The 25,511-nt window shown below is 51.1% G+C and carries 20 protein-coding genes; 12 read left to right on the plus strand and 8 right to left on the minus strand.

What is annotated here, in order from left to right:
• Window positions 1-85 precede the first annotated feature (85 nt).
• The 5 genes from SH451x_RS20810 (at window position 86) to SH451x_RS20830 (ending at window position 3,884) form a co-directional block, all read left to right on the plus strand.
• Window positions 86-1,141: a hypothetical protein gene (locus SH451x_RS20810; RefSeq protein WP_479359043.1), complete on the plus strand. Its 1,056-nt coding sequence runs from the start codon at window positions 86-88 to the stop codon at window positions 1,139-1,141.
• Window positions 1,142-1,215: 74 nt separating this feature from the next.
• A complete protein-coding gene (thiL, locus tag SH451x_RS20815; RefSeq protein WP_479359044.1) occupies window positions 1,216-2,121 on the plus strand; it encodes a thiamine-phosphate kinase in 906 nt (301 codons plus the stop codon).
• Between the two features lie 14 nt (window positions 2,122-2,135).
• The gene (gene tsaE, locus SH451x_RS20820) at window positions 2,136-2,672 is read left to right on the plus strand and encodes a tRNA (adenosine(37)-N6)-threonylcarbamoyltransferase complex ATPase subunit type 1 TsaE (RefSeq protein ID WP_479359045.1); all 537 of its coding nucleotides are present in this window, start codon (window positions 2,136-2,138) and stop codon (window positions 2,670-2,672) included.
• Window positions 2,669-3,355 carry an RluA family pseudouridine synthase gene (locus SH451x_RS20825; protein ID WP_479359046.1) on the plus strand — a complete coding sequence of 229 codons (687 nt, stop codon included), beginning with the start codon at window positions 2,669-2,671 and terminating at the stop codon, window positions 3,353-3,355. Before tsaE ends, SH451x_RS20825 begins: the two co-directional genes overlap by 4 nt.
• Window positions 3,342-3,884: a putative molybdenum carrier protein gene (locus tag SH451x_RS20830; RefSeq protein WP_479359047.1), complete on the plus strand. Its 543-nt coding sequence runs from the start codon at window positions 3,342-3,344 to the stop codon at window positions 3,882-3,884. The genes SH451x_RS20825 and SH451x_RS20830 overlap by 14 nt, the downstream gene beginning before the upstream one ends.
• Window positions 3,885-3,942: 58 nt before the next feature.
• Here SH451x_RS20830 and SH451x_RS20835 read toward each other — a convergent pair whose 3' ends face one another.
• The 3 genes from SH451x_RS20835 to SH451x_RS20845 all read right to left on the minus strand — a co-directional run bounded on the left by SH451x_RS20835 (window position 3,943) and on the right by SH451x_RS20845 (window position 8,388).
• Window positions 3,943-5,076, minus strand: a complete 1,134-nt coding sequence (locus SH451x_RS20835) for an outer membrane protein assembly factor BamB family protein (protein WP_479359048.1) — start codon at window positions 5,074-5,076, stop codon at window positions 3,943-3,945.
• 155 nt (window positions 5,077-5,231) lie between these two features.
• The gene (locus SH451x_RS20840; protein WP_479359049.1) at window positions 5,232-6,401 is read right to left on the minus strand and encodes a hypothetical protein; all 1,170 of its coding nucleotides are present in this window, start codon (window positions 6,399-6,401) and stop codon (window positions 5,232-5,234) included.
• Window positions 6,402-6,423: 22 nt separating this feature from the next.
• Entirely contained in the window at window positions 6,424-8,388 is a 1,965-nt protein-coding gene (locus tag SH451x_RS20845; RefSeq protein WP_479359050.1) for a sigma 54-interacting transcriptional regulator, read from the minus strand.
• Window positions 8,389-8,530: 142 nt separating this feature from the next.
• Between SH451x_RS20845 and SH451x_RS20850 the strand changes: the two genes are divergently transcribed.
• Window positions 8,531-9,928 (plus strand): DUF1598 domain-containing protein, encoded by a 1,398-nt coding sequence (locus SH451x_RS20850; protein ID WP_479359051.1) that lies wholly within the window; start codon window positions 8,531-8,533, stop codon window positions 9,926-9,928.
• Window positions 9,929-10,080: 152 nt separating this feature from the next.
• Here the strand turns inward: SH451x_RS20850 and SH451x_RS20855 are convergent, their stop codons facing one another.
• A complete protein-coding gene (locus SH451x_RS20855) occupies window positions 10,081-10,383 on the minus strand; it encodes a hypothetical protein (protein WP_479359052.1) in 303 nt (100 codons plus the stop codon).
• 178 nt (window positions 10,384-10,561) lie between these two features.
• Here SH451x_RS20855 and SH451x_RS20860 point away from each other — a divergent pair, with 178 nt between their 5' ends.
• A complete protein-coding gene (locus SH451x_RS20860) occupies window positions 10,562-11,071 on the plus strand; it encodes a low molecular weight protein-tyrosine-phosphatase (protein WP_479359054.1) in 510 nt (169 codons plus the stop codon).
• A gap of 160 nt (window positions 11,072-11,231) precedes the next feature.
• Here the strand turns inward: SH451x_RS20860 and SH451x_RS20865 are convergent, their stop codons facing one another.
• Entirely contained in the window at window positions 11,232-12,803 is a 1,572-nt protein-coding gene (locus SH451x_RS20865; RefSeq protein ID WP_479359055.1) for a hypothetical protein, read from the minus strand.
• 611 nt (window positions 12,804-13,414) lie between these two features.
• Between SH451x_RS20865 and SH451x_RS20870 the strand changes: the two genes are divergently transcribed.
• On the plus strand, window positions 13,415-14,422 hold the full coding sequence (locus SH451x_RS20870; protein ID WP_479359056.1) for a TIGR03009 domain-containing protein: 1,008 nt from the start codon (window positions 13,415-13,417) through the stop codon (window positions 14,420-14,422).
• Window positions 14,423-15,089: 667 nt separating this feature from the next.
• On the plus strand, window positions 15,090-15,707 hold the full coding sequence (locus SH451x_RS20875) for a hypothetical protein (protein WP_479359057.1): 618 nt from the start codon (window positions 15,090-15,092) through the stop codon (window positions 15,705-15,707).
• Between the two features lie 159 nt (window positions 15,708-15,866).
• On the opposite strand, the gene SH451x_RS20880 is transcribed toward SH451x_RS20875, so the two are convergent.
• The 3 genes from SH451x_RS20880 to SH451x_RS20890 form a co-directional block, all read right to left on the minus strand.
• Complete coding sequence (locus tag SH451x_RS20880) at window positions 15,867-19,301, minus strand: pyruvate carboxylase (protein WP_479359058.1); 3,435 nt, start codon at window positions 19,299-19,301, stop codon at window positions 15,867-15,869.
• A gap of 68 nt (window positions 19,302-19,369) precedes the next feature.
• Window positions 19,370-20,545, minus strand: coding sequence for a CPBP family intramembrane glutamic endopeptidase (locus SH451x_RS20885; protein ID WP_479359059.1), 1,176 nt, complete (start codon window positions 20,543-20,545; stop codon window positions 19,370-19,372).
• 74 nt (window positions 20,546-20,619) lie between these two features.
• Window positions 20,620-20,955: a hypothetical protein gene (locus SH451x_RS20890; protein ID WP_479359060.1), complete on the minus strand. Its 336-nt coding sequence runs from the start codon at window positions 20,953-20,955 to the stop codon at window positions 20,620-20,622.
• Between the two features lie 758 nt (window positions 20,956-21,713).
• On the opposite strand from SH451x_RS20890, the gene SH451x_RS20895 reads away from it, so the two are divergent.
• From SH451x_RS20895 to SH451x_RS20905, 3 genes are all read left to right on the plus strand, one after another.
• The gene (locus SH451x_RS20895) at window positions 21,714-22,187 is read left to right on the plus strand and encodes a hypothetical protein (protein WP_479359061.1); all 474 of its coding nucleotides are present in this window, start codon (window positions 21,714-21,716) and stop codon (window positions 22,185-22,187) included.
• Between the two features lie 307 nt (window positions 22,188-22,494).
• The gene (locus tag SH451x_RS20900; RefSeq protein WP_479359062.1) at window positions 22,495-23,184 is read left to right on the plus strand and encodes an ABC transporter ATP-binding protein; all 690 of its coding nucleotides are present in this window, start codon (window positions 22,495-22,497) and stop codon (window positions 23,182-23,184) included.
• The gene (locus SH451x_RS20905) at window positions 23,181-25,511 is read left to right on the plus strand and encodes an ABC transporter permease subunit/CPBP intramembrane protease (protein ID WP_479359063.1); all 2,331 of its coding nucleotides are present in this window, start codon (window positions 23,181-23,183) and stop codon (window positions 25,509-25,511) included. The genes SH451x_RS20900 and SH451x_RS20905 overlap by 4 nt, the downstream gene beginning before the upstream one ends.

Below are 25,511 nucleotides of genomic sequence, written 5' to 3' on the forward strand. Positions count from 1 at the left end.
CGCAGTTTCCTTCCTCGCCCCCACTTTGACGATTCGATAGATGCTCCTGCGTGTCACAGCGTCCCCGCGAATCCACTTCGGATTGATGCAAATCGACCGCACTAAAGCCAATTGCTTTAGCGGCTTGGGTCTAATGCTCGAGCAACCGTCTCTGGTCATCTCGCTATCCGCAGCAGATACCTTCAGCGTCCAGGCCGACGAAACGGCCGTTGCCGATCGCGTTCGCAGCGCAGCAGAAACTACGTCATCCTCACTTAACCTGAGCGAACTACCGCCTGTTTGCTTAAAAATCGAGGCAACACCGCAACTGCACACCGGTTTGGGCACCGGAACTCAACTTGCATGCTCGACAGCGACAGCCATTGCAGCGTATTGTTGGCAGAAAGCGGAATCGGCTTCAACGCCAGCGCAAATGTCGGCCTTGGATGTATGGAAAAAGCTGTGCGGTCAGAGTGTCGATGCGCAAGCAGCCTTGTCGAAAGCAGCAGGCCGTGGAAAACGCTCGCATATAGGTATCTCAGGTTTTTTGCATGGCGGGTGGATTCTAGATCCTGGCCAACCTATTTTCACGGCACCTAGCACTCAGACGACGGCCGAGGAAGCCTCGCATAACATATCCCGACCAACGATCCGCTTGAACTTTCCCCCGTCATGGTCAGTACTTCTTTTTAAGTGCGATGAACACCAGGGGCTCAGCGGAACGAGCGAGCAAGCAACTTTTGACCGCGCAGAAAAGCATCACTCGAACATCCCTGAGCGAATGAGCAAGCTAGCCTACGATACCATAACGCACAGCTTAACCACTCAGAACTTCCAAGCCTTTGCTCATGCGATCGCAGATTATAATGCACTCGCTGGTGAATTGTTCAATATCCCTGGTGAACCACAAACGAATCAACAGACCGCAGCACGATTCCGTCATAAAATGCAGCAATTGGGTTTTAAAGCAATCGGCCAGTCCAGCTGGGGACCGACGATGTGGGCTATCACCGATCGGTCCGACATGACACTTTGCGAAGCGACTAAAATTTCTGCAGCTCTGCATCAAGCGGGACTTCCCGATTGCAAAGTGGATATCGTCAAGCCACAACATTCTGGAGCACAGGTTAGCTTCACTAGTGATATCGCTTCAAACTGCTAACCTATCGCTCTTTACTGAGCAGTGTGCGGAAGTCGAATCGTGCTGCTCACGAGCAAAACCAACAGGAACAAGTAATGGAACGGAGCTTTATCGGCTGGGCGGCTTTGCAAAGCGCAAAACTCCCCAATGTAGAACTGGGTATCGGCGACGACGCTGCAATTTTATCAGGTAGCGATCAATCGGTTGTTGTAACGTGCGATTCGCTTTGTGAAGGAACGCATTTTATTTCAAGCGCATGCGGTTGGCATGCCGTCGGAAGAAAAGCTGCTGCGGTCAACTTAAGTGATATCGCTGCTATGGGGGCTACTGCCGAAGCGCTTTTCCTTTCGTTCTGCCTACCTCGCGAAAAAGCGACCTCCATCGCTCAAGAACTCTATCTTGGTGCACTGGAAGTCGCTAAACAGTTCGACGTCGCTATTGCCGGAGGAGACACGAACACTTGGGACGGTCCACTAGTCGTTCATGCTACGGCAACCGGTCGCGTCGCAAGCGGGATGGCTTGGCGACGTGACGGAGCGAAAACTGGGGATGCAATCGTTGTCACTGGCGAGCTTGGCGGCAGTATACTTGGCAAGCATCTCAGCTTCGAACCGCGACTTGCCCTCGTAACCGAACTCCGCAGGGTGGTGCAAGTTACTTCCGCATGCGACATCAGCGATGGACTTGGCAACGATTTGTTGAATATCTGCTCCGCAAGTCGATGTGGAGCGGAACTTACACTCGATAAGGTCCCAATTGCCAAAGCAGCATTCGACTTGGCTGTTACCAGCAATAAAACTCCAATCCAACACGCGATGGGTGACGGCGAAGATTTCGAACTACTTTTCACAGTTCCCGCGGCGGAAGTTGCAAAATTGCCGGCCGAAATCTGTAATGTACCGCTGACGGTTATTGGCAAAGTGGTATCGCGAACGGGCCTGTGGTCGAAGGCTAGTAACGGTAAGATCCAACAACTGCCAGCGACTGGCTACCAGCACTAAAAATGGATAAAGGCTTGAATACATTAAAGCTAAGATTGCATTCACTGGCTGATTGTAAAGTGCTTGCTGAACGAATAGCCGGATGTATCCATGAACCAGTGTGCATCGCTTTGCTAGGCACTCTCGGCGCAGGCAAAACGCAGTTTACGAAATTCTTCGTAGCGGCGATGGGCGGAGATGCAAGCTCGGTAACGAGTCCGACGTTCGTACTGGTTCACGAATATTACGCTCGACTTCCGATTCTTCACATGGATCTCTATCGGCTTGAGAAGGAAGCGGAGCTTGATGGCCTCGGCTTTGTCGATCTTGTTCATGGCGAATCCGTTTGCTTGATCGAGTGGGCGAACAAATTCGCAAGCGCTATGCCAGAAGACTGCCTTAACATGCAACTGGAATCAACTGCGACGGATGCGAGTGTCGATGACTTGGTGGCCCAAGAACGCAACGTAACACTTAGTGCAACGAGCAATACCCTCAGTGCTGAAATACTGAATCAGCTTGCACACTTTTATAACGTTGAAGCCACTACAGAAAGCGATGCTGCACCGTGAGCGCAGAACCAACCATCCTTTTCGAAGACAACCATTTGTTGGTACTCACAAAACCTGTAAACTGGATTGTGCAAGGCGCTGGTGAAGGAGACGCTTCGCTTTTGGAATGGGGCAAAGGGTACCTCAAAGAGAAATACCAGAAACCGGGGAACGTCTACTTGGGCTGCGTCAGTCGACTTGACCGATTCGTTTCAGGAGTTGTGCCACTGGCGCGGACTAGCAAAGCCGCCGCCAGGATGAATGAGCAAATTCGCGAACGGAAGGTCAGCAAGGAATACCTTGCAATCGTCTCCCCGCCTCCCGCAGTAGCTAGACGGAGACTTGAACATTTCTTGGTCCGCGATGAACCTGCTCGTCTAAGCGTTGCGTTCTCGACACCCAAGCCCCATTCGCAAGTCGCCTTGATGGAATACCAAACACTCAGTCAAAGCTCTGCAGAAGCAGCTTTGTTGGTACAACTGCACACGGGGCGGAAGCACCAGATACGAGCCCAGCTCGCTGCAATTGGATCGCCGATCTTAGGCGACCAGAAATATGGTTCGCAGACGAAGTTTGGCGGTGGTATCGCTTTGCATTGCTGGCGTTTTACAATGCAGCATCCTACAACTCGCGAAAGCCTAGTGTTCCAATCCCAACCCGGTCCGCAATGGAACTCGCGCGGACTTTGCTTTGACATGGAATAACACACCGGTTTTCGACATCACATTGCCTAACGAACAGTATTGCGTGAGCGGCCAGTTTACACCTTCGAAGATTGTTTCCGGCGGTCAGAGCGGCGTTGACCGCGCGGCTTTGGATTGGGCAATTGCCGCCGAGATTCCGCACGGAGGATGGTGCCCCCTGGGTAGAACTGCCGAAGATGGCCGAATACCCGATGTCTACCAGTTGGTGGAACTAGACAGCCCCAACTATGCCGATCGCACGCGTAAGAACATTGAGGACTCCGACGCGACCTTGATTTTATATGGTCGACGACTGGAAGGTGGGACGCTCCTTACGGCTCGACATGCCGACCGTCTTGGCAAGCCTTGCATGAAAGTACGACTGTTTGGCCCACGGCCCAACAAGAAAGTGCGATTGTGGCTCGACACCCATCAACCTCGCGTCCTGAATATCGCCGGGCCGCGTGCCAGCAATCATCCTAGGATTTATGAGCTTGCGTTCGACTATCTAAGCGACATTTTTGGATCGGGAACGCACCGGCTTTTTTGAATTTCCTGGCTTGCAAACAACAGTTGCAAGCTCTGGACATTCAAATTAAAAAACTGACTTATTCAGGCTTGGAAATTTTCCAAAGAAAACGATCTCCCCGAATAATGAGAGAGTCGTCGGTAAGCGCTGGACTTCCTAGCAGGGTGTCGTCGATATGATTAGTTGCAAGTAATTCGCCTTTCTCGTCCCCGACTTTTACGACATAACAATTTCCATTATCGGAGAGGACGTACAATCGATCACCGCTTACCACTGGAGTTGCCCAGATTGCGCCGGCATCTGGCAGGCGAAGCTTCCAATCTTCAGAACCATCTGCAGTACTACCCTGTGTAAGGACCGATCCGCGAACTACCCACGCCTTCTCACCAACGATGACCGGTGATGCGTTATCAGGGGCAAGCTTGCGACTCGCCCATAACTTTTGCGGTTCCGTCCCAGGACTGCCAACTTGCCAACAACTCAGGCCCTCCGTCCCAACGTAGAATCGGTTAGCATCGCCAGTGGGCGACGCAATTGTAGAAGCGGACGCATCCAGCGAGAACAATTTTTTTCCCGTCTTCGGGTCGACGCCGATAATATCTTGCCCAGACGTCGCCAAAATCCAGGGGTGGTCCGAGTCCGCCTGCATCACTGTAGGACTCGCCCAATTCGCGACGCGTGGCCGGTCAACTCGCCACCGAGTCGTCCCGTCTTCTACATTGATTCCAAGCAAAAATGCATCGCCCTGCGATTCAGCTTGAACAACGACCACCCCACTGACCACCACAGGTGAACTGCTCATTCCGACGTCATTGCCGACTTTTGGATAGTCACTGGATATGGAACGATACCACTTCAAGTCACCTTGCACGCTAATACATAGAAGATCGTTTGAGCTGTAAAAGGCAAAAACGTGCTCTCCGTCGCTAGCCGCTGTCGGTGCCGCATTGGTGCTGGTCGGATGTGTGTAAGGTCTTCCGCGGCAAACCATCTCCTGTTGCCACAACCGCTTACCAGACTCAAGCGCAACTGCGGTAACAAAGACCCGCTGGTTATCCATCCCACTGCTGGAGGTCGCGATTATGGTGTCGCCCACTACTAACGGTCCAGCTGCGGAACGTCCGGGCATAGCAATCTTCCACGCTATATTCTGATCCTTCTCAGACGAAAACTCGATCGGCGGATCGGATGTAGCCGAATGACTGGACGACATTGGACCACGAAAATGGGACCAATCTGCAGCCAATAAGCAACCTCCGCTACAAGCAATTAGCAGAGAGAGCAGAGTATTGAAGGATTTAGTTCTAATCATGCTGGAAAACGGTCTGATAAAGTTATTAGCTGGAAGAAATCGTGCAGGGCATGTCCCTATTGGCCCAGAATGCCTTGTCCAGTTTCGTCCGTGATTCTCAGATGGAACTGAAAATCTTGCGCCCAATCATCGGTTTGCTCATTCTGCAATAATTTCACGAGAATTGAGTTATCTCCTGCGTTGATGTCGATGTCACCGGAGTATTGATCAAGCCGCGTCCCCGAATGATACACTTGGTTGGACAGGACTAGTTTCCCGTTGAACCAAACTCGGTTCGCGTTGACACTCGTCAGACGGATCTGGGCTGGCTTTTTAGTCTCGGATCGAAAAGTTGCATAACCGTAGACGACGGCGCCTTTTTCTTTGCTGAAGATTTCTGCCAGATCAACCTTGCCTTCCACGTCTTCCGTGGTGTGAACTTGCCAGGATACTTTCCCACTCTTGCCTTCGTACTCAGATTTCGGGTCAAACTTTTTTTGCAGTACGTCGCTTTCGATCGGATAAACAGTTTCGAAATGCTTTTCACCCGAATTGTCAAATGGTCCGATTAGATGCCAAGTATCGATGAAGGCAAAGTGTTTTGCTTGATTGACTTCTACGCCAGCGTCTTTCAGTTTTGAAATTATGTTTCGCACCTGATCTGGGTGCCTTGCAGCGTTGAGCAACGATGTCAACTGGTCTGTGTCGCTTGACGCGTCTTGAAGTTTCATCAAAGCCAATTCAATCGCGGCAAAGCGAAGCTCAGGGCTCGGATCGTTTGTCAAATTCACAAGCCTTCTCGTGCGCTCGGCATCACTGCCTGCCGTGAGCCAACCAAATACTAACGCCCTTGCCTCGGCGTCGTTAGATTGCTCCGCCAAAAACGCCTCAAGCTGAATCTTGAGTTCTGGATCGATCGATGCATCTTGTTCTTGCGTCGCGCTGGCCGCTACTCGTTTAGAAAACTGGAGCGAAGCAATACTAGCGAGCCAGTTTTTACCAATCGGCGTGGCTTCTCTCATTGCTGTTAATAAATCAATCAAGCCTACTTCGGAGTTTCGCTGAATTGCTTTCGCGGCATCAACTGCTGAATTGGTATTGGCGTCACCTGGCTCAAGCAATTGCAATGTTTGAAGAGGGTCATTTGTTGAAACCGACGAGTCCGCCTGGATTTCTCCACCGAATACCACCGCTACAAATAGCCATACCAGGACCGATGGCATCGACAACGAGTTGTTCCAAGACATTAAAAATATAACCTTTACTAGCTTAGCTTTGACTTGGCTGATCTTGATCGGGGTCAAATCGTTTCAGTTTCCGATCCAGTGTGGATCGTTCGATACCCAGAATGGTAGCTGCACGCGATTTCTGCCCATTGGTATATTCGAGGGTCGCTTTAATGTGGTCTTCCTCTATTTCCGCTAGAGTTTTTTCGCGGTACGCAGGCGGTTCGACCGAATTGTTCGCAGTAGGGCCCTGTCCGGCAATGTTGGATAGCGCAAGGTCTTCCGGTTCGGCGAGTTCATGATTGGATAGGACAAATGCTCGCTCGACGCTGTTCTTAAGCTCGCGAATATTTCCAGGCCAATGATAATCTTGCATGGCTGATTTGGCGCGTTGAGAAAAACCTTGCGGTCCATAACCACTTTTTGCTCGAAATCGTGCCAGGAAGGATTCAGCCAATGGGACGATGTCTTCCCGCCGATCACGAAGCGAAGGAACAAAAATCTCAACCACCCTCAAGCGGAAATAAAGATCCGCGCGAAAAGCGTTTTCCTTTACTGCTAGCTCCAAATCTCGGTTCGTCGCCGCGACGATGCGGACATCGACGGCAATCGGTTTGCTTCCTCCAACGCGTTCAAATGGTTGGCCTTCCAAGATTCTCAGAAATTTCGCCTGCGTCTCAGCCGACATTTCGCCAACTTCGTCAAGCATGAGGGTCCCACCGTTAGCCATTTCGAACTTGCCCATCTTTTGCTCAGTGGCACCGGTAAAGGCCCCTTTTTCGTGGCCAAAGAGCTCACTTTCCAGGAGCGAGCTGGTAAGTGCGGCACAGTTCACAGCGACAAATGGCTGCGTTTTCCTCGAAGAAAGCAGATGGATTTGTCGCGCTGCCAACTCTTTACCAACCCCGCTTTCGCCTCGCAACAGAACGGTCGCATGAGTTACAGCGACGCGGCCAAGTTGGCTTCGAAGCTTTTGGAGGGCAGGGGAGTTGCCCAAAATCTGGTCGGCTTCAGAGACTTCTTCAAGTTGCTGCTCCAAGTGATGCACTCGACGCCGCGTCATCTGAAGTTTTCTCTGCAAACGCCCTCGCTCGCGCATATGTGGAATCGTAACCGACAATGCTTCAGCCGCTGCCGAAACATCTTCCAGAGTCTGCGCGGTCAGGTCTGGTTCTCCATGTCGAGAATACAAATGGACGAGTCCAATCAGACCTTGCGCATCAAAGATCGGCACACAGATAACGCTCGAGCTTTGTTGACTGAGCGATGATCCGACGTCAACAAATTTTTGATCATCCTGAATATTTCTCGCAAGGATCGCACGCTTCTCGGTTTGACACGTTTTGACGAGAAAGTCGCTGATGCGATGGTACGCTTTTCCCGGCCGTTCGCGAGTTGCGAGGACTTTCGAAAGACCTTCTCCATCGGTCAGAAAAATCGCGCCAGCTTGGTTGCCACAGCGTTTGGTCAAGACTTCCAATGCAAGTTCCGCCGCCTCTGCGACAGTTGGACACGCCAGCATGTCGACCGACATTTCGGTTACCCACCGTCGGGGAGTACCACGCTGGACAATGAGCGGATCTGCGCTACGTCTAGCGGCGTCCGTTAAGTCCGCTGTAGCTTGGACTTCGGGCGTCTTGGCGGCTCCCGAGGAATGGCTTGGAACGGGGGTAGTTGAGGCCGAGGCGAGGCTAAAAGTAAACCTTAAAACTGACCCTCCGATTTGAATTTGATCGCCATCTTGCAAACAATAAGGTGTGCTGAGCTGCGAACCGTTGACTTGTGTACCGTTTCTCGAACCCAGATCCTGAAGAACCCAGTCTTTCTCTTGAAATTCGATCTGAGCGTGATGTCGACTGCTACGGTCGTCGGGAATGACGATTTGGCATGAACTGGACCGCCCCATGATGGTCGGCTGGTCTTGAATCAATCGATACACGTCGGACCATCGTCGATTTTGTTCGATGATCAAGTAAGCCTGGGCGGCATTTTGTTGCAACGGGGTCATGGAGGAACTATTCTATGGCGAGGACCACTTGCGTGTTCGAAGCTGCAAACGAGCCCAGTTTACCAATATTTACGATCGTATGGCATGATTGCTGGTACGTCGAACCCTTCTAATCACCACAATCTCTCCTGTGAGAATTGAAATGAATCGCGTTTGGAATATGCCTACAGCGTGCAAACAATTATTTACGCAACAAGGATGGAAGCCGCTTTCCATCGCGTCAGCCTTGCTTTTTTGTAGCGTCTTGAGCCAATCAAGCGAGGCCCAGGTAGTTAACCCGTTCCTTTCACGCGTGGTCGGTGGTGTCAAAATTGACACCGACGGTGTCGTGCAAAACGTGACTGTCCAAGACTCAGCAAATTGGGTTGCGGCCGCCAAAAAAGTCGTCGGGGGAGCCCCGGCGGAACTGGCGAAGAAGGCAGACATCCGACACATTTCGCTTAAACACCTTGCAGCGAAAGTAGCGGAAGCTCACCAAAACAACACCGAGATCAGCGAAGAACTCGCGTTTCTGGGTGGCCTAACTCGAATCGAATATCTTCTGCTCTACCCAGAATCCAACGATATCGTGATCGCGGGACCTGCCGAAAACTGGAAAGTGAATGATGCAGGCGTAGTCGTCGGAGTCAAATCAGGTCTCCCGATTGTCAAGCTGCAAGATCTCGTCGTCGCCTTCAGCAAATTGAATGCTTCGAATCCCGAGTCAATTTCTTGCTCGATTGAGCCAACTCCAGAAGGCAACCAACAACTAGAACAACTGTTGAGCCGGGTATCTTTGTCGGCAGGCCAATTGCCAGCGGCTCTGGAGCCTGCAATGCGAGAAGCGTTTGGCGCTCAACAAGTGCTGTTCACCGGCGTTGAAGGCAACTCAAGTATTGGTCGCGTCATCTTTGGTGCTGACTACCAAATGAAACGCATTGGAATGAAGCTCAAAGAATCGCCAGTTAAAGGGGTTCCAAGTTATATCGATATGCTTCGCCACGCTTCCGCACCTAAGAATCAATCGCGTTGGTGGTTCTCGTGCAACTATGATTCAGTTGAGCGGAGCGACGATTCATTGGCTTGGCATTTGACCGGCTCCGGCTTGAAACTGCAAACCGAAGAAGAAGTGACCCAGTCGGACGGAAGCCGTTTAGGTACCGGTGAGAAGAACCCTGTCGCTCAAAAATGGGCAGATATTTTCACTTCCAAGATTGATGAGCTTTCCGTAGCAGAACCTGTGATCGGCGAATTGCGAACCGTTATGGACGTGTGCGTGGTAGCTGCGATCATTCGTTCTTACGGCCTTGAAGATGTCGCACACTGCGACTTGTCAGCTTTCAAGACAGTCGCCTTCGAAAACGACGGTGACCTATCCGCACCGCGGACAGTCGATCCGCAATGCAGCTTTGTGCGAGCTGGACAAAGCTGGATCGTAACAGCAAGCGGCGGAGTTCTGATCGATCCATGGGCGACAGTGCAAGAAGCAAAAATCGATAATAGCATTACCAAAGTGCAAGCTGAAGGAAAACCCTCCAGCGACAACTGGTTCTGGAACTAGGAAATCACACCGCACTTAAATCTACTTAAACAAGAAAAGCACGGGCAAATTGCTCGTGCTTTTTTTATTCATCGCTCACAAAGCGAGATTGAGAATCTTTCGAGAAAACTCTGTTTTGCCGCCTGTCGAGGCCGGACACTTGCCAGAACAGCCTAGATTTCAGCAGCTGCGCTGATGTCATCGTGGGGAAATTTCCCGCCATGGATCAGACGTTCCCACCAATTTGCATGCCGAAGTCTAGGATCGCCCGAATTGACTGTATGCGTCTTCCCGCGGCGCGTCAGCAGCACAACGTTGCCATTCCGAACTTCTTTGACCGTCCAGAATTTGTCCACTTCATAGGAGTAAAACTCTCCCAGCGGCGCAGGATCGATATTTCGAGCTCGTGGGCCAGGAGATGTCGAGTGCTTTTCGCGGCGGTAAATTACGCGATCGCCAGCTGTGAAGTGATTCATAATTTGTATTTGCCCTCAAAGATAGAAAACACCTCGCAGATGCGAAGGTTATCCATACCATCTTTTTCTAGTATATGTCAAGTTTTCCCGCAGAGATGTTAAGATTTGTCAGATTTTGATTTCCTTAACCATCACCTACGCGTGAATCGATCCAGTTCTGCAAACGTAGTACCTTTCCATGAATCATATTGCTCCTAACAAAAATAAGAAAATCCTATTCGTTTGTTATGGGAACATTTGCAGGTCCCCTACGGCTCAAGCCGTAGTCGATCACGTCTTTAAAACTAGATTCACTGACCTGAAGGTCGAGTTCCATTCGGCGGGCACAAGCGGTATGCACTCTGGCAAGCTGGCCGATCCGCGCACTCGCAGTGCTGCGAAAGCGAGAGGCTATGAAATAGTTTCTCGCGCCCGCATCTTCATACAGCAAGATGTGAAGGAGTACGACCTTGTAGTAGTCATGGATCGAGAGAATTTAGAACATGTCACTGCTATGGTTGGAACGCACAGTAACGTAAAGCTATTCAGCGATTTCCTTGACAGCTCCTGGCCGACTGATGTACCCGACCCTTACTACGGTGGCGCAGAAGGTTTTGAATATGTCATCGACATGATTGAGGCAGGGGTAGATTCAATTGCAGAGTGGGTCCGACAGTCAGGTTGCAATCGCGTCGCAACGTCCGAATAATTCATAGACGCTTTGCACAGCCAACGAAGTCATTTCTGAAGTCGCTGCGACTGTGCCGCGAGCCGCCGCTAAATAGCTGGCAGGACTCTTTCACTTGTGAGACGCAGAACTCGTCAAGCCGTCTCAACTCCAACCGCTGCAAATCTTTGCTAGCTAATAATTAGCGACGGCGATCATTGCCGCCTCCGCGAGGACCGCGTCCTCCTCGCGAACGATTGTTGCTGGCAGGCGTATGGCGATGATTGTCCATATTCTTGTCCACTACAACCGAGATTGCTTCTACCCACGACACGACTGTGCTACCTCGACCTTCGACCGCTTCAAGATCTTCGCCGTCATCGGTATGCCGACCATAAATTTGGCGGCCGCTGGTGGCAACTTCATCCACGCCAGACTCGCGAGTGCGACGTCGACGACGGCGTCGACGGGGCGGTGCCGCGTCGTCGACTTCGCCGTTTGCCGAATCGATGTCTACTGCTTCGAGTTCCTCGTCCGCATCGTTGAGCTCAATGATCGGCTCATCCCAAGCGGATGTCTTACGTGCTGGTCGATTGCGAGAGACAGAAGAGGCTGGTCTGTCGGCACGTTCTGGTCTGTCAGTGCGTTCTGCCCTGTCGGCTCGCTCAGGCCGGTCGGTACGTTCGACTCGTGGCGAGCGTTCGGGACGCGGCGATCGCTCGGGTCGCGGCGAAGCTTGTTCAGATCGGTCCGAAGGACTGAAGCGATCACGACCGCGGCGTCTACTTCCATCAGCATTCTCGCGAGGAGCAGGTCGGCTTCCACGTTCTGAAGTCCTTTCCTCGACTCTTTCGCCTGGCAACTCGTCGCTTGCTGCGGGCCGGGTATCCACAACTCGTGAATCACCGACATCGCCACGGGCTACTTCTCGGCGAGGCCGACGTCGTGGTCCACGTCGCATAGGCTCGCCCGATTCGTCGCTGTCGACGTCGGGGCGTGGCCGGCCGCTTCGTGCTGCGTCTGCCGACCGGGGATCGGTCGAATCGCGGCGCGAGTCCGCGCGAGTTTCGCGAGGCGCTGGGGCAGCGTCATTGGCAGGCTCCGAATCACCAAACATGCTGGTCTTGCGCGGTGGACGTCCCTCGTTTGAGCGAGTAGGTCGTTCCCGCGAAGGCTCTTCGTTGCGAGCTTGAGGCCGCGATGAAGCTTCGCGAACGGGCGCACTGCGAGAAGGTTCGACGGGCGATTCCGTTGGTTTTGGAGGGCTCTTGAATCCAGCTAAGAGCGTTTCCAAGTCGTCCGCTGGAGCAGGTGCATCGGCTTTCTTGCCCAACAAATGGTCGGACGCCCGTTGCGGCGGCGTGGAAATGTCCTCGACTTCTAGATCCCAGGCACTCGGCTTTTTCGGCGTCGCAGTTCGCGAAGTGGGTGCTGCCGCGGCACTAGTCGGCGGTTGAGAAACAACTTCCTCTTCCACTTGGTCGGCTTTGGGTACACCAAAAAACTCAGCTACAGCATCCCAAGTACTCTTTAGCTTGGATCGTTGATCGCCATCTTTCTTTGCGACAGGTGGCGGAGGTATCACTTCCTCGAATTCTTCTGAAGGTTGCGATTCCGTCTCTGATAAAACTGGTGAGTTCGATGGTACGACAGATTCAGTCGTGGCTTGTTTCGCCTCTGGAGTCGTTTTTCGAGATGAACCAGTTTTACGCTGAAGAGGATCTATCGAAGGGGTGCCGAGCATATCGGCAAGATTGTTCCAATTATCTGGCATTTAATTCTGACATTCGTTTCGGATTTGTACGGGAAGCATTCGGTCATTCGCTCGAGGAGACGTTTTCCTAACAGACAACAGTTCAACAAATTCGCGTGCATCGATTACCTACTTCGATCGATGCCGCGTGTCGCCGAGCGGCGGAATGCGCTTATCTCCGCAGAAGTATACAATTTTTCTTTCTCTGGCGAAAGCAACATATTGCCTACATCTGACCAGCTTTACGCACTACTTTCCCCAAAAGCCGACTTTCATCAGTTCTTAATGACCAGAAGGGCCCTTGATTGAAAGCTCAATCGCAGCAATCATGAATGAGTCGGCCCCCTAGGGCTCTCGCAAGGGGGAAGCGTGAACCGGGTCAGGACTTAAGTGGAGCAGCCATAAGCGTCGTACTTCTGTGCGGGGGCCGCTAGCGGGCCGACATTTTCTTTTTTGCAGTGTTTCTGTCTGCTACTCGGCTTGGTTTGCTTGCATCGAAAAATGTGAGTTTCTGCCACAAATGATCTGGGGTTACGCGAACTCGGTTGCTAAACTCGCGCGGCCAACGGCACTCGACAGCTATTGCATTTGACGATTTCTTTCTCGATCTCACAAAACTAGAGGCATCACGGATGACGCTCTCAAAGAACGCGATTCGGCGCGCTTTACTGCTTTCAATTTTGGTGCCCAGCATCGCAGTGTCGTCCGTACTGACTCTCTACGGCCAAGCTCCCGCAGTTCCGAATAATGCGGCTCAAAACAATACAGCACAAGTTCCGCTGAACGCGCAACAGCAGTTGATGCAGCAGCAAGCGGCCGCGCAACAACTGCTGAATCCGCCTCCACCACAAGCGCCCTTTGCGCCACTGCCTCAGGATCATCAAAAGTATTTAGACCAAGTCCTTGACCTGTGGAGCAAGAACACGGCAGCCATCCAACGGTACCAGTGCGATTTCCAACGCTGGACCTTCGAGGGCAAAGATACTCATGTCCGGTATGCAAAGGGCATTTTGAAGTTTCAGTCCCCGGACAAAGGTCTCTTTAAGGTCGAAGACCTCTACTTCGACCAAGGTGTAGGTGGTCAGCCAAATTTCCAGAAGGTGGCAGGCCAGTTTGGCGAATGGTGGTTGTGCGATGGCAAAAACGTGCATAGCTTTGATCGCACGAACGAGACCGTAGATATCTTTGAGCTACCACCACAGATGCAGGGAGTCGAAGTATACAATTCACCGCTACCGTTTTTGTTCGGCGTCGACTCGCAAAAAATTAAACAACGCTACTGGATACGCCCAATCGCACCGCCCAAAGAAGGCGTCATTGCTCTGGAAGCGTTCCCAAAAACACTCGAAGACAGACAGAATTACGCCCGAGTCTGCATTTACCTTGACTCAAAAGAGCTTTTGCCAGTCTCGCTTGAGCAGTTCCTGCCGATAGACCAAGCAAATCAAAAGGAAGTCTTTGAGTTTGCAAACCGTGAAGTAAACTTCAACTTGATTGGCCGGATCGCCCAAATTTTTCAACAAGCATTTATACCGTTCGATGCCCCTAAGGGCTGGACGGTCAACAAGCACCCTTACAATCCTCCAGCCGATGGCGACCGTATGGCTCTACCGCCAAGTGCAGACACTAACAAACGATAGCTTGAAATGGCTAGCGTTCATTTAGCCTGACATCGAAATTCACTCTCCTGTTCAAGATTTCAAACCTACGAAGCAGGTAAGCAGGTAAAGACGCAAAGTCAGCACCAATATTGCCCGCAAAAACTGCAATTTGGGCCTGCGGTTGGTAAGTTCAACTTGTCAGCCATCGCTTCAGCTGGTCTTTCTTTCCGATCGGCGATTACAGGTTGCGGCAAACTCGCGAGGCGAGCCAGTTTCATTGGCTTTTGCACGGTCACTAATCAGACCTAACTCTGCGGACACCAAGCCCCCCACCTGCTTACCAGTTATTACAAGGCCGGAAACGACGAAGTAAATCGACCATGTAAAAACAAGATGGTTGAATGGGGCGGCAAGCCTGCCTACGCCGAACTTGCGGCGACTTTTCATCCACGACAGAAATTTTTCGCCCGATGTGGAAAATACTAAAATGTGCAACACCGGCGGGACGAAAATCGCTAACATTAGATCTAATGTGTCGCATACAACAGATAGGGACTGAGTCGGTTCAGGCGGGCTGCACGTCAGTAACGAGTTTGTTTAAGACTTGAAATCGGCCTTGTTTCGAAACTGCACGATGGATTTCCAATCCGTATCTGCCGGGCATTGTCGATGGTTTAGAAGTACTCGCTATGCAGAAGGGAAACGAATGAACAATTCTATAAGAGACCTTCTCCTCGTAGTAACTTATGCATCTTTGATCGTCGCGGACATCGGTATCGCGAACTTAATTCTGCTCATTGTTTGTTTTGCCGCGCTCGTTCTACTTGTCATATTATTCGGCGCAACTTCCCTGAGACTACTCGGTGAAAAAGGTAGTAAGCGAAGTAAGTTTTTGCACTTTCTCCCCGTCTTGCTAATGATTTTGTTATGGGTTGCTTTGACGATTGCGGAGGTCAATTCTCCTAGTTCGAAGAGATGGTATTTTGACCTCGCAGTTGCTTCTATGCTGTTCGGTCTTGCCGCGTCAAGTATTCCGTTAGTCCTTAGTTTCGAAGCGCGAGGAACGAAACTTAAAGGTTCTACTGCGAACATTGGTTACTGGGTATTGTTGGTGGGGATGGCGTCTGCAGCGTTGACATCGTTATGCATTATTCCGTTCTCTCTAAATGCACAGCTACTATCAACGATTGAAAATGTTCGCATGCCATCTGTTGTTGGGATGGCCATTTCAGTCTTATCTGGCTGGTTGCTTCTAGATCGCGCTTCTCACAGGGAGAAAGCGACTCGAGCGTTATTTAGAACCGGTAGATATGATCATTATTGAGAAGTAACGGCAAGTAACTTTCGCCTGTCTCGATCGACATCCCTTTTGCACATTTCATCGATGACGGCAATTCCCGAATAGCTGTAATCCTTCATGCAAATCACGAAACTGAGGTAGCACAAAGCAGCTTGGCCTGTCGACACAACCTAACACCACGTGTCACTTAAGCACGATTAACAAATCGTTACTTTCGACCTGGCTTCCAGACTGTACGAGCAGTTGAGCTATCTCACCATCGCGATCGGCATTGATTGTGGTTTCCATTTTCATCGCTTCCAACGCTAGGAGCTTCTGACCTTTAACGACACGCTCGCCTGACTTAACTGCCACGCCTATCACCATGCCAGGCATGCTTGCAGCAATATGCGTCGGATCGTTCGGATCCGCTTTGACGCGAGTCGATGGCCCCGCTTCCAATGAATTATCGACCACCTCAACCTCGCGCGGCTGGCCATTCAGTTCAAAGAAAACCGTTCTTGTCCCGTCTGGTCTGGCCTCGCCAATTGCCAGGAATTTGATGATTAGCCTTTTGCCCGGCTCAAGATCAACACTCACTTCTTCGCCAATTTCTGGACCAAAGAAAAACGTCGGCGTCGGCAGTCGACTAACATTTCCATACTCGCGAGTATGCACCGCAAATTCGTCGAAAACTTTTGGATACAGCACGCTCGACAAAACCTCCGGCATGCTGAATTCTCGACCGAACTTCTCCTTAAGCTGAGCTGCAACGGCGGCGAAGTCGGCAGGGGGCAATGTTTCTCCAGGCCGATTCGTAATCGGTGCTTGTTGTTTGAGGATCGCTTGCTGAATATCTTTTGGAAAGCCACCCGGTGGCTGGCCCATCATGCCACCCAGCAGATCTAGAACCGAACCTGGATACGCAATCTCGCGAGCTCCACTTCGAATCTCTTCTGCAGTCAGATCGTTGGCTACCATGGCCAAGGCAAGATCACCGACCGCTTTGCTGGTTGGTGTCACTTTGACGATGTCCCCCAACATTTGGTTGACATCTGCGTATGCCTTACACACCTCAGGCCACCTGTCAGACAACCCTAGCGCTTTAGCTTGTTGGTACAGATTCGTATATTGCCCACCAGGCATCTCATGTTGGTAAAGATCACCGCCAGCGACAAGCGTTTCGCTTTCGAAGGGCTTATACATTTCGCGTACCTCTTTCCAATAGGTAGCGATATTGGTCAGCGGTTCTGTTTCCAACAGGCTTTGGCGTTCGCTGTCGCGCAGCGCTTCAACGAGCGTGTTCAAGTTGACTTGAGAAGTTCCACCTGACATTGGTGCGAACGCTGCGTCTGCAATCTCAAGCCCTTCTTCTGCTGCCGCCAGAATCGATGCGGCTTGGATGCCAGCAGTATCATGCGTATGAAAATGGATGGGCAATCCCACTTCTTCCCGCAATGTCTTGACTAACTTCCGCGCCGCCGCTGGCTTGCACAATCCGGCCATGTCTTTGATCGCCAAGATCTGTGCACCCATTTTTTCAAGATCTTTAGCCAGCTGCACGTAGTATTTTAAGTCGTACTTTTGTCGCTTTGGATTAAGAATGTCGCCGGTATAGCAGATCGCAGCCTCGCAGATCATGCCCGATTCAACGACAGCTTCCACAGCGACCTTCATGTTTTCCGCCCAGTTCAGCGCGTCAAATACCCGGAAGATATCCATCCCCGCAGAAGCTGCTTCTTTTACAAACGCTTGAACAACATTGTCAGCGTAGTTGGTGTACCCCACCGCATTGGAAGCCCGTAACAACATCTGGAACAAAATATTAGGTACGAGTTCTCGCAGGTCGGCCAAACGCTGCCATGGGTTTTCCTTCAAGAATCGCATCGACGTGTCAAATGTGGCACCGCCCCACATTTCCATCGAGAAAAGCTGCGGCGTTAAACGCGAATATGCTTCCGCAACTTGGACGAGATCATAGGTCCGTAGCCGTGTTGCCAGTAGCGATTGATGCGCATCGCGCATTGTCGTGTCTGTCAGTAAAAGTTCTTTGCTGTCCCGCAGTGAGTTGCAAAACGCATCGCTACCCATCTTAAGAAAGCGATCTCGCCAGCCTTCTGGAGTTTTTGCCGTCGATGAAAATTGGGGCACAACTGCGGGCTCTCGTCGTACTGTTGAACTGCTGCTTCGCTGCGCACCGTTTACAATTGTTTCGCCTATAAACCGCAACAAACGCGTTGCTCTGTCACGACGTTTCGATAGCTCGAAAAGCTCTGGGGTGCTATCGATCATGCGCGTCGTAGCTTCCCCGTTCAGAAAGGTCGGATGCGTAATCAGCGAAACCAAAAAAGGAATGTTTGTCTTCACTCCCCGAATGCGGAATTCTTGTAAACAGCGTTCCATTCTGCCAGCAGCTTCACCTAGATTTCGCCCTCGAGCCGACACTTTTACCAACAGCGAATCGTAAAACGGATTGACCACTGCGCCGCTGAAGGCGCTGCCTGCGTCCAATCGAATCCCCATACCGCCAGCAGATCGATAGTGGGTTATACGACCATAATCTGGGCGAAACTGGTTGCTGGGATCTTCGGTGGTAACACGGCACTGGATTGCCGTACCGTTGGTTCTGATGCCCGACTGGAGCGGTAAACCAAGACTCTCGTCCCCCAGTTTATTGCCGCTTGAAACAAGTATCTGAGCTTTTACAAGGTCGATTCCCGTCACTTCCTCAGTAACGGTATGCTCGACTTGAATACGAGGATTGACTTCGATGAAATAGAATTTGTTAGAATCGGTATCAAGCAAAAACTCGACGGTTCCTGCGCAGTAGTATCCGACCTTTCTCGCAATAGCTAACGCCGATTCATGCAACTGTGAGGCGAGCTTTGGATCCAAGAGCGGCGCTGGTGCAATTTCTACTACTTTTTGATGGCGTCGTTGTACGGAGCAGTCTCGTTCATAGAGATGCACGATGTTTCCAGCCTGGTCGCCCAAGATCTGTACTTCCAGATGACGCGCTCGAGAAACCAGTTTTTCGACAAAGACTTCGTCGCTTCCAAACGCATTCTTCGCTTCACGCTGGGCTTGTTCAAGCGAACCAGCCAGTTGCTCATGCGTTTCGACGATTCGCATACCTCGCCCGCCGCCACCCTTGGAAGCTTTGAGCATCACAGGATAGCCCATTTCTTGTGCAATCGATTGTGCTTGAGCGGCCGACGTTACCGCATCGGAACCTTTAAGAACGGGCACACCGACAGCTTCGGCAATATTGCGCGCGGCAACTTTATCCCCCAACATCTCGAGCGCTTGCACGCTCGGCCCGACGAACGTAATACCAGCCTCGCCAAGTGCCCTCGCAAACTCAGCGTTTTCGCTCAGAAAGCCATATCCAGGATGAACGGCATCGACGCCGTTGCGTAAGCAGACTTCGATAATCCCCGGAATATCGAGATACGAACGAATCGGTTCTCCAGGCTTTCCAATTTGATAAGCTTCGTCTGCTTTAAATCGGTGCAGTGCGAATCGATCTTCATGAGAATAGATGGCAACGGTGCGGATTTGCAACTCGTGCGCACTTCGAAAAATCCGTGTGGCTATTTCGCTGCGATTGGCTGCTAAAAGCTTGGTTATTTGTTTCATAAATAGTTATGTAAAGCAAACCAATAGGGGTGAGTGTTGTAACCTCGAACACCGCAAAAAAGTTGCGACTATCCAGGGATATTCTGTGCGTAAAATGTCTGAATTGAAAAACCAGCAATCGCAATTGCATTGGAGAACATATGAGCCGCAAGACTTGGCCATATGCGACCGGTTGTCCTGTACAACCAACCAAGTACGACACCAAACAAGATGAGCGGAATCCAGCTCACGCCATATTCGAAATGAGCCAGTCCAAACAACGTTCCGCTGACTAGTACAGGCCACCAAGGTCTCCGTGATGGTACGCCGGGTCGTTGACTGGCGGAGTCTGTTTCGTTTCCTGTTGAACTGCTTTTGTTCGGTGAACGTCCTATGCTACTGCCTATGGTCAGCACGGGGGCGCCATAGGGATTGCCTTCGCGATGGTGATCTGCCCAGCGCACCATATCTCCCGAGTCGTCCACAATAGCTTCTTCTTGTCGGACGTCTGCCGTTGGTTCCATCATATCCTCAGTCCGTCCTCGCCCAAGTAATACGGTGCGAATACTAAATCGCGTCCCATTGGCTAACGACTGGAGGAAACCTTGTAGCAGAACACGAAAGAGAAACTCTTCGACAATCGGCGCGACAATTACAGCCACCCAGAAAGCATAAACAATGTTGACAGGGTCATCATTGAACGCTTCAAACAGCGGGTGGGAATACTCTTTCTCCGAGAGCGCTGTCGCAACTCCCATTAAACCATAGATTAAAGGGGCTGCGAGCACGAAAGTCACGATCCCTAATCCGATGTCGTAGAAGACTCGCTTCAAAGACCAACCGACCGCATCAGCCCGCCTGCCAAACCAACCCATGATCCAACTCGTTGCTGCAACTACGGCAAACAGACATAAACCGTTAACCACAGCAATCACGAAGAGCGGCGTCGGATCGGTTAGCAAGAGATCGCGATAGCCCAAAATCACAAAAACGATTGGCCCGACGATTTGGCATAACAGCCAAGCTCCAATCGCAACGAAGATATCGAGTAAGCCCCACGGCGCAGTCGCATGCCGTTCTGACCGAATGGGCAAAGGCTGCTTCATCCAAAGCAATGTTGATATTGCGATCCAGCCGAAGATGGAGCTGGCTAAAAGAAACAAGATGAACAACGTCATCACAACCAGCGGCAAAGGGATCGTCGCAATATCTTGCGCGCTATTGTTAGGTTCAATTGCCGATAAAAACGAAATGAGTTTTTGCATGCCCCAAGTCTAATATGAAATCGATCGCTTGCGAATGAGGAACGGCAATCAAGTCGCTCGTACGCCAGCGTATTTTATTTCAGTGACCACTGGGTGTAGCGTCGATTTGCTCCAAAATGGCGACTCCACTGTGGCGAAGGCTTGCTTCCGAACCAACCATAAGCGTACGTCTGAGGAACGCTGGGAGTTACGGGAAGATGGTCAAAAGCTGACTTTTGTTGCTGAATCGCGTGCAGTTTGGGACCGGCGATCACTTTGTAGCCCATCGGAGGCTGGGCGACAGGTGCAGCAAATGTAGTAGTCAACGTCGATACGGCTGCCGAAGTAGGCTCGCCTGCCGAACTAAAGTTCGCAATCGAAATGAGCAAGGCCGTGCTTACGGCAATCGTGAATTGAAACTTATTTAACATTGCGGCTCACCGTTGATTAGCATCCTCTGCGCACGCAGCAGAGTTCTGTATTAGATCTTTGTTCTTGCATCGGCCGCCGATGTCGATGCCAGCAACAGCAAGTCTAATTTTAGTGAGCCAATTCAATACGCCCCACGGTCGATCGTTATGAACCGTCGAGCTTTCCTTTACCCTCGCGCAGAACCGCTGGCGGAATGCACTGAAATTTGCGGCTCTTTTTGGAGAGCACGATTGAGGCCGAACATTTTTCACATGATTTTCTTAAAGATGGCAAACTGTCTAATGCTCTTGACGCAGAATTCCGAAATAACTTATTGGTTGTTTTGGACTGTCGCAAACATGTGAAAAGTCTTGCAAGGTTGATGGAATTACCATTGATGACAACTTAATGGGCCGTTCCTGACAAGCAAGCCTTTTCAAGCCCCGCACCAAGCAGTACATCCAGAGAAAACGTTGTTGGACAGTCCGACAAAAACGAACTAGGATGTTTTTCGACTTGGCACTTTATGTGTTACAGGTCGCTTCGCTTTCAACGATTACGCATGATATGCGACGCGGTGCCCTCTCCCGCCAGCAAGGATAGCTTGGCTTACATCATCAATTCGATAGTTGGTTAATCGCCACAAATTAATCAACTGCCGTAGGACGGTCTGCTCAAGCTAGCGACGTCGCTTAATGCGTCTTCACCGGCGTTGCACCTGAACCACATCGGGTCCAATGCTTTGTGAGGTCTTGCAAAAAGATGTAGAGGGCTTGAGATGTTCTATTGGACTTGCGTACCATTTTTAATGGTTGCTCTTGGTGATATTGAGCTGAGCGATTCGGTGCACGAGAGTGTTGACCTTATCGAACTAAATCACTTCCATGATGACTTGGGGCGTCACGTTTACGACCAAGTCATTTTTTATGAGTGGTCCGCTGCTCAGTCCCAGTACCTTGTTCGAGCCTGGTGTCTACTCGAAAAGGACGAGAACTTTTCACGTCGTCCCGCAAAATCTCACAGCGACGACCGGTACCATGTGCGATGGTTCGACAATGATCAGAACATTCGTCGTCATATTTCAAGTCGCTTGTTCCGTGAAACTTGGACTCAGACCGATCCGGAGCGACTCAATAAACGCATCTTGGACGAGCGGAACAGAACGGCTCTCTATCGGCGCGCCGATAAAACTGACAAGAAAGCTCAACAACAGACGCTTGCGCAAGTGACAACTGAAAATCCAATTCCATAGCGACTGGTTCCTTAACGACTAGTTCCTAGACATCGCCTTTCGCTACAACGGCTGGGCGTGGCAATCCGAACAGAACGCGGATGACCACGTCCAGCCACCCGGACAGCACCACAGGTCGCGGAAATGGTCGCTCCACGCTCTACTAGGCGTGTTTGCGAATCGTCCACGCCTCCTTCGCCGAACGACTACAATCACGCTATACTGGCTCGTACTTTCCATACGAACCGTCCGTCCGGCGATAGTGTTGATGATCCTTGCTTCTCACCTCTCAAAATCTTTCCTAACGCGCAGCGGTACGATTCCAGCAGTGTCGGACGTTTCGTTCGAAGTATCCGCTGGCGAAGTCTACGGGCTGCTCGGTCCGAACGGCGCTGGTAAGACCACTACACTGCGGATGATCATGGGATTGATGCCTCCCGACTCGGGCTTCGTCCAAGTCGGCAGCGTAGACAACTTGGCGGGCGATTCCTCGCTCCGTAGCCAGCTGAGCATGATATCCACGAACGACGGAGTTTATCCGTACCTCTCCGTCCGTGAAGTCTTACTCTATTTTGCCGACCTGTATCGCGTCGATTACGAACTTGCATTGGAACGGCTCGATCGGTTTAGCAAGCTGCTGGGCCTCCAAAAATTTCTCGACCAACGTTGCAATACGCTCAGTACAGGACAAAGACAACGCGTAGTGCTTGCGCGAGGCCTGATGCACGATCCTCCAGCGATGTTAATGGACGAACCGACACGAGGATTAGATGTAATCGGCAGTCGTACTATCTTCCAGTTCATTAATTTGTTGCGCGACGAAGGTAAAGCGGTTCTGATATCCACACACCGGCTCGATGAAGCGGAAAGGTTGTGTGATCGTTTTGGACTGCTGTACTCCGGCCGACTTCAATTAGAGGGCACACTCGCAGAGCTCCGCGGGAAAACGCAGCGAAAACATCTGGTCGACATGTTCGTTGACCTACTCGACCATCAAGAAGACAGTGTTGCGTCATGAACAAGCTTCGCGAATCGACGCGATTTTTGCGGATCACCCACAAAGAGCTTAAGGAGACCTTACGCGATCGTCGCACCATGATGACGCTCGTCCTCATGCCGCTCTTGCTCTACCCTGTGCTTAGCCTCGTTATGCACAGGGTTGTACTAACGACTCAGACGACACCCGATAGCGGAGCCTATCGAATCGGCGTCGCGAGCGAAGAGGAAGCTTCTGCACTCCTGTTCGCGATTGAATCTGGCAAGACGGCCCTGGCTAGTGGCCAAAGCCAACCTCTCCAAATCCTTCGCCATGACGACGCCGTCAACACCGTTCTAGCTCCTCCAGGCAACGATTTAGAAAGCTCCGAAAACCGGACGACATCCGACACGACGATATCTGAAGGTCAGCGTGAGGATAATTCTGCAGGGAGTTTTGCGTCGCCTTTTGCAGTGCCTCAGAAGCTAGATTCCGAGTCGGCTCAATTTGAAATACTCGCAGCAGAAGGCGATATTGACCGGGAACTGGCAAACCGGACGATTGATTTGATCGTCTCCGTTCGAAACATATCGGAAGGCCGCGCCACGAGTCCTTCGTTCGCTTTTGATGTCAGTTACAGGGAAAATGATACGCTCAGCGAATCCGCTCTTAGCCAACTACGAAAAATCTTTGCCGCCGTAAACGACCTCAGCGCCGCGCAGCTTCGAAGACAAGTTGGACTCAGCCAACCTGCGCCGCTGCAGATGGTAGCCACACCAAGCATAACATCTGAACCTTCCGATTCGGGACTGTCTGGCATCATTCCATTGATTCTGATCTTGATGACCATTACTGGAGCTGTGTACCCCGCGATTGATTTAACCGCTGGCGAACGTGAACGGGGTACGCTCGAAGCTTTAGTCGCAGCACCAACGTCACGTTTCACAATTCTCGCGAGCAAATATTTTGCCGTCGTCACCGTATCGATCCTGACCGCTCTAGTCAATCTCCTGGCAATGACAGTGACGTTAAAGGTTACTGGTGTCGGCTCTTATTTGCTAGGGCAGGGGGGCATGACATGGATTTCACTGGTCAAGATACTTCCGCTTTTAATCTTGTTTGCAGCATTTTTCAGCAGCATTCTCCTAGCGCTCTGCAGTTTCGCTCGCAGTTTCAAAGAGGCGCAAGCTTACTTAATTCCTGTCATGCTGATGTCCCTTGGACCAGGCATCGTGAGCTTGATGCCTTCCATACACTTAACACCGAACATTGCAGTCGTTCCACTCATCAACTTGATTCTTCTCGCGCGTGAAACACTTACCGGTTCGGCTGGCTTGATCGAAACATGGATCGCAGTCCTCACAACCACTGTATACACGGTTTCGGCGTTGCTCGTCGCTGCGAACGGTTTTGGCAAGCAAGCATCTGTTGTAGGTGATGATTTTCGCTGGTCAGATTTGTTACGTCGCCCGAATAAGCCAGATAGCCATCCCTCGGGCGCTCAATTGGCAGCCTACCTTGGGATGTTCTTTCCCATCTATTTTGTGGCAACCAATCTATTATCTCAACAGTCATCCACGAACCTAGGTGAGATCGCGACAACTAATGCTTTTGCTACAGCCGTTTTATTTTTGGTCTTGCCGCTAACATATGCTTTTTACCAGCGACTGAACCCGAGCACTACATTTCTCTTACAATGGGGCAGGATTTCGCTAGTAACGCCTTTGATTGTAATCTTACTGGCTAGCTCGCTCTGGATCCTAGCGTTTGAGATACTCCGATTGTCGGAATTCGTTGGACTCAAGTCGCTCGATTTAGGCCAGATCGAACAAATCGCAGACCTTCGGCAACGCTTCTTGGAACTACCCTGGTGGCTTACTGTGGTGACGATGGCCCTCGTGCCCGCCATTTGCGAAGAGTTTTTCTTTCGTGGCTTTGTCCTATCAACGTTTTCCAAGAGCGGCACAGTTTGGAAGGGGATTATATTTTCGTCACTCGTCTTTGGCTTATTCCATGTGGTAAACGGAAGCCTACTTTCTATCGAACGTTTTCTGCCTACATTGATGTTAGGCATCTATCTCGGCTGGCTAGCAATACGAACAAAGAGTCTTTACCCTGGTATCGCATTGCATGCGTGCCATAACGCGTTGCTCTTCTCATTTCCATATTTGGAAGAGACGTTTAAACAATATGGCTTTGATCGCGAGGCGAATCGGCTTCCGATCTCTTGGGTAGCAACTGGACTGGCACTTACAGCGGTGGCTACAATTTTATTGGCGATGACTTCTCGCGAAAATTCAAACCGAAGACCAGGGAGACCTACTTCTGATCCATCCGGCGCAGAATTAAATCCAAGGGATACGATCTAG

It is taken from the genome of Njordella aestuarii, assembly GCF_056494165.1.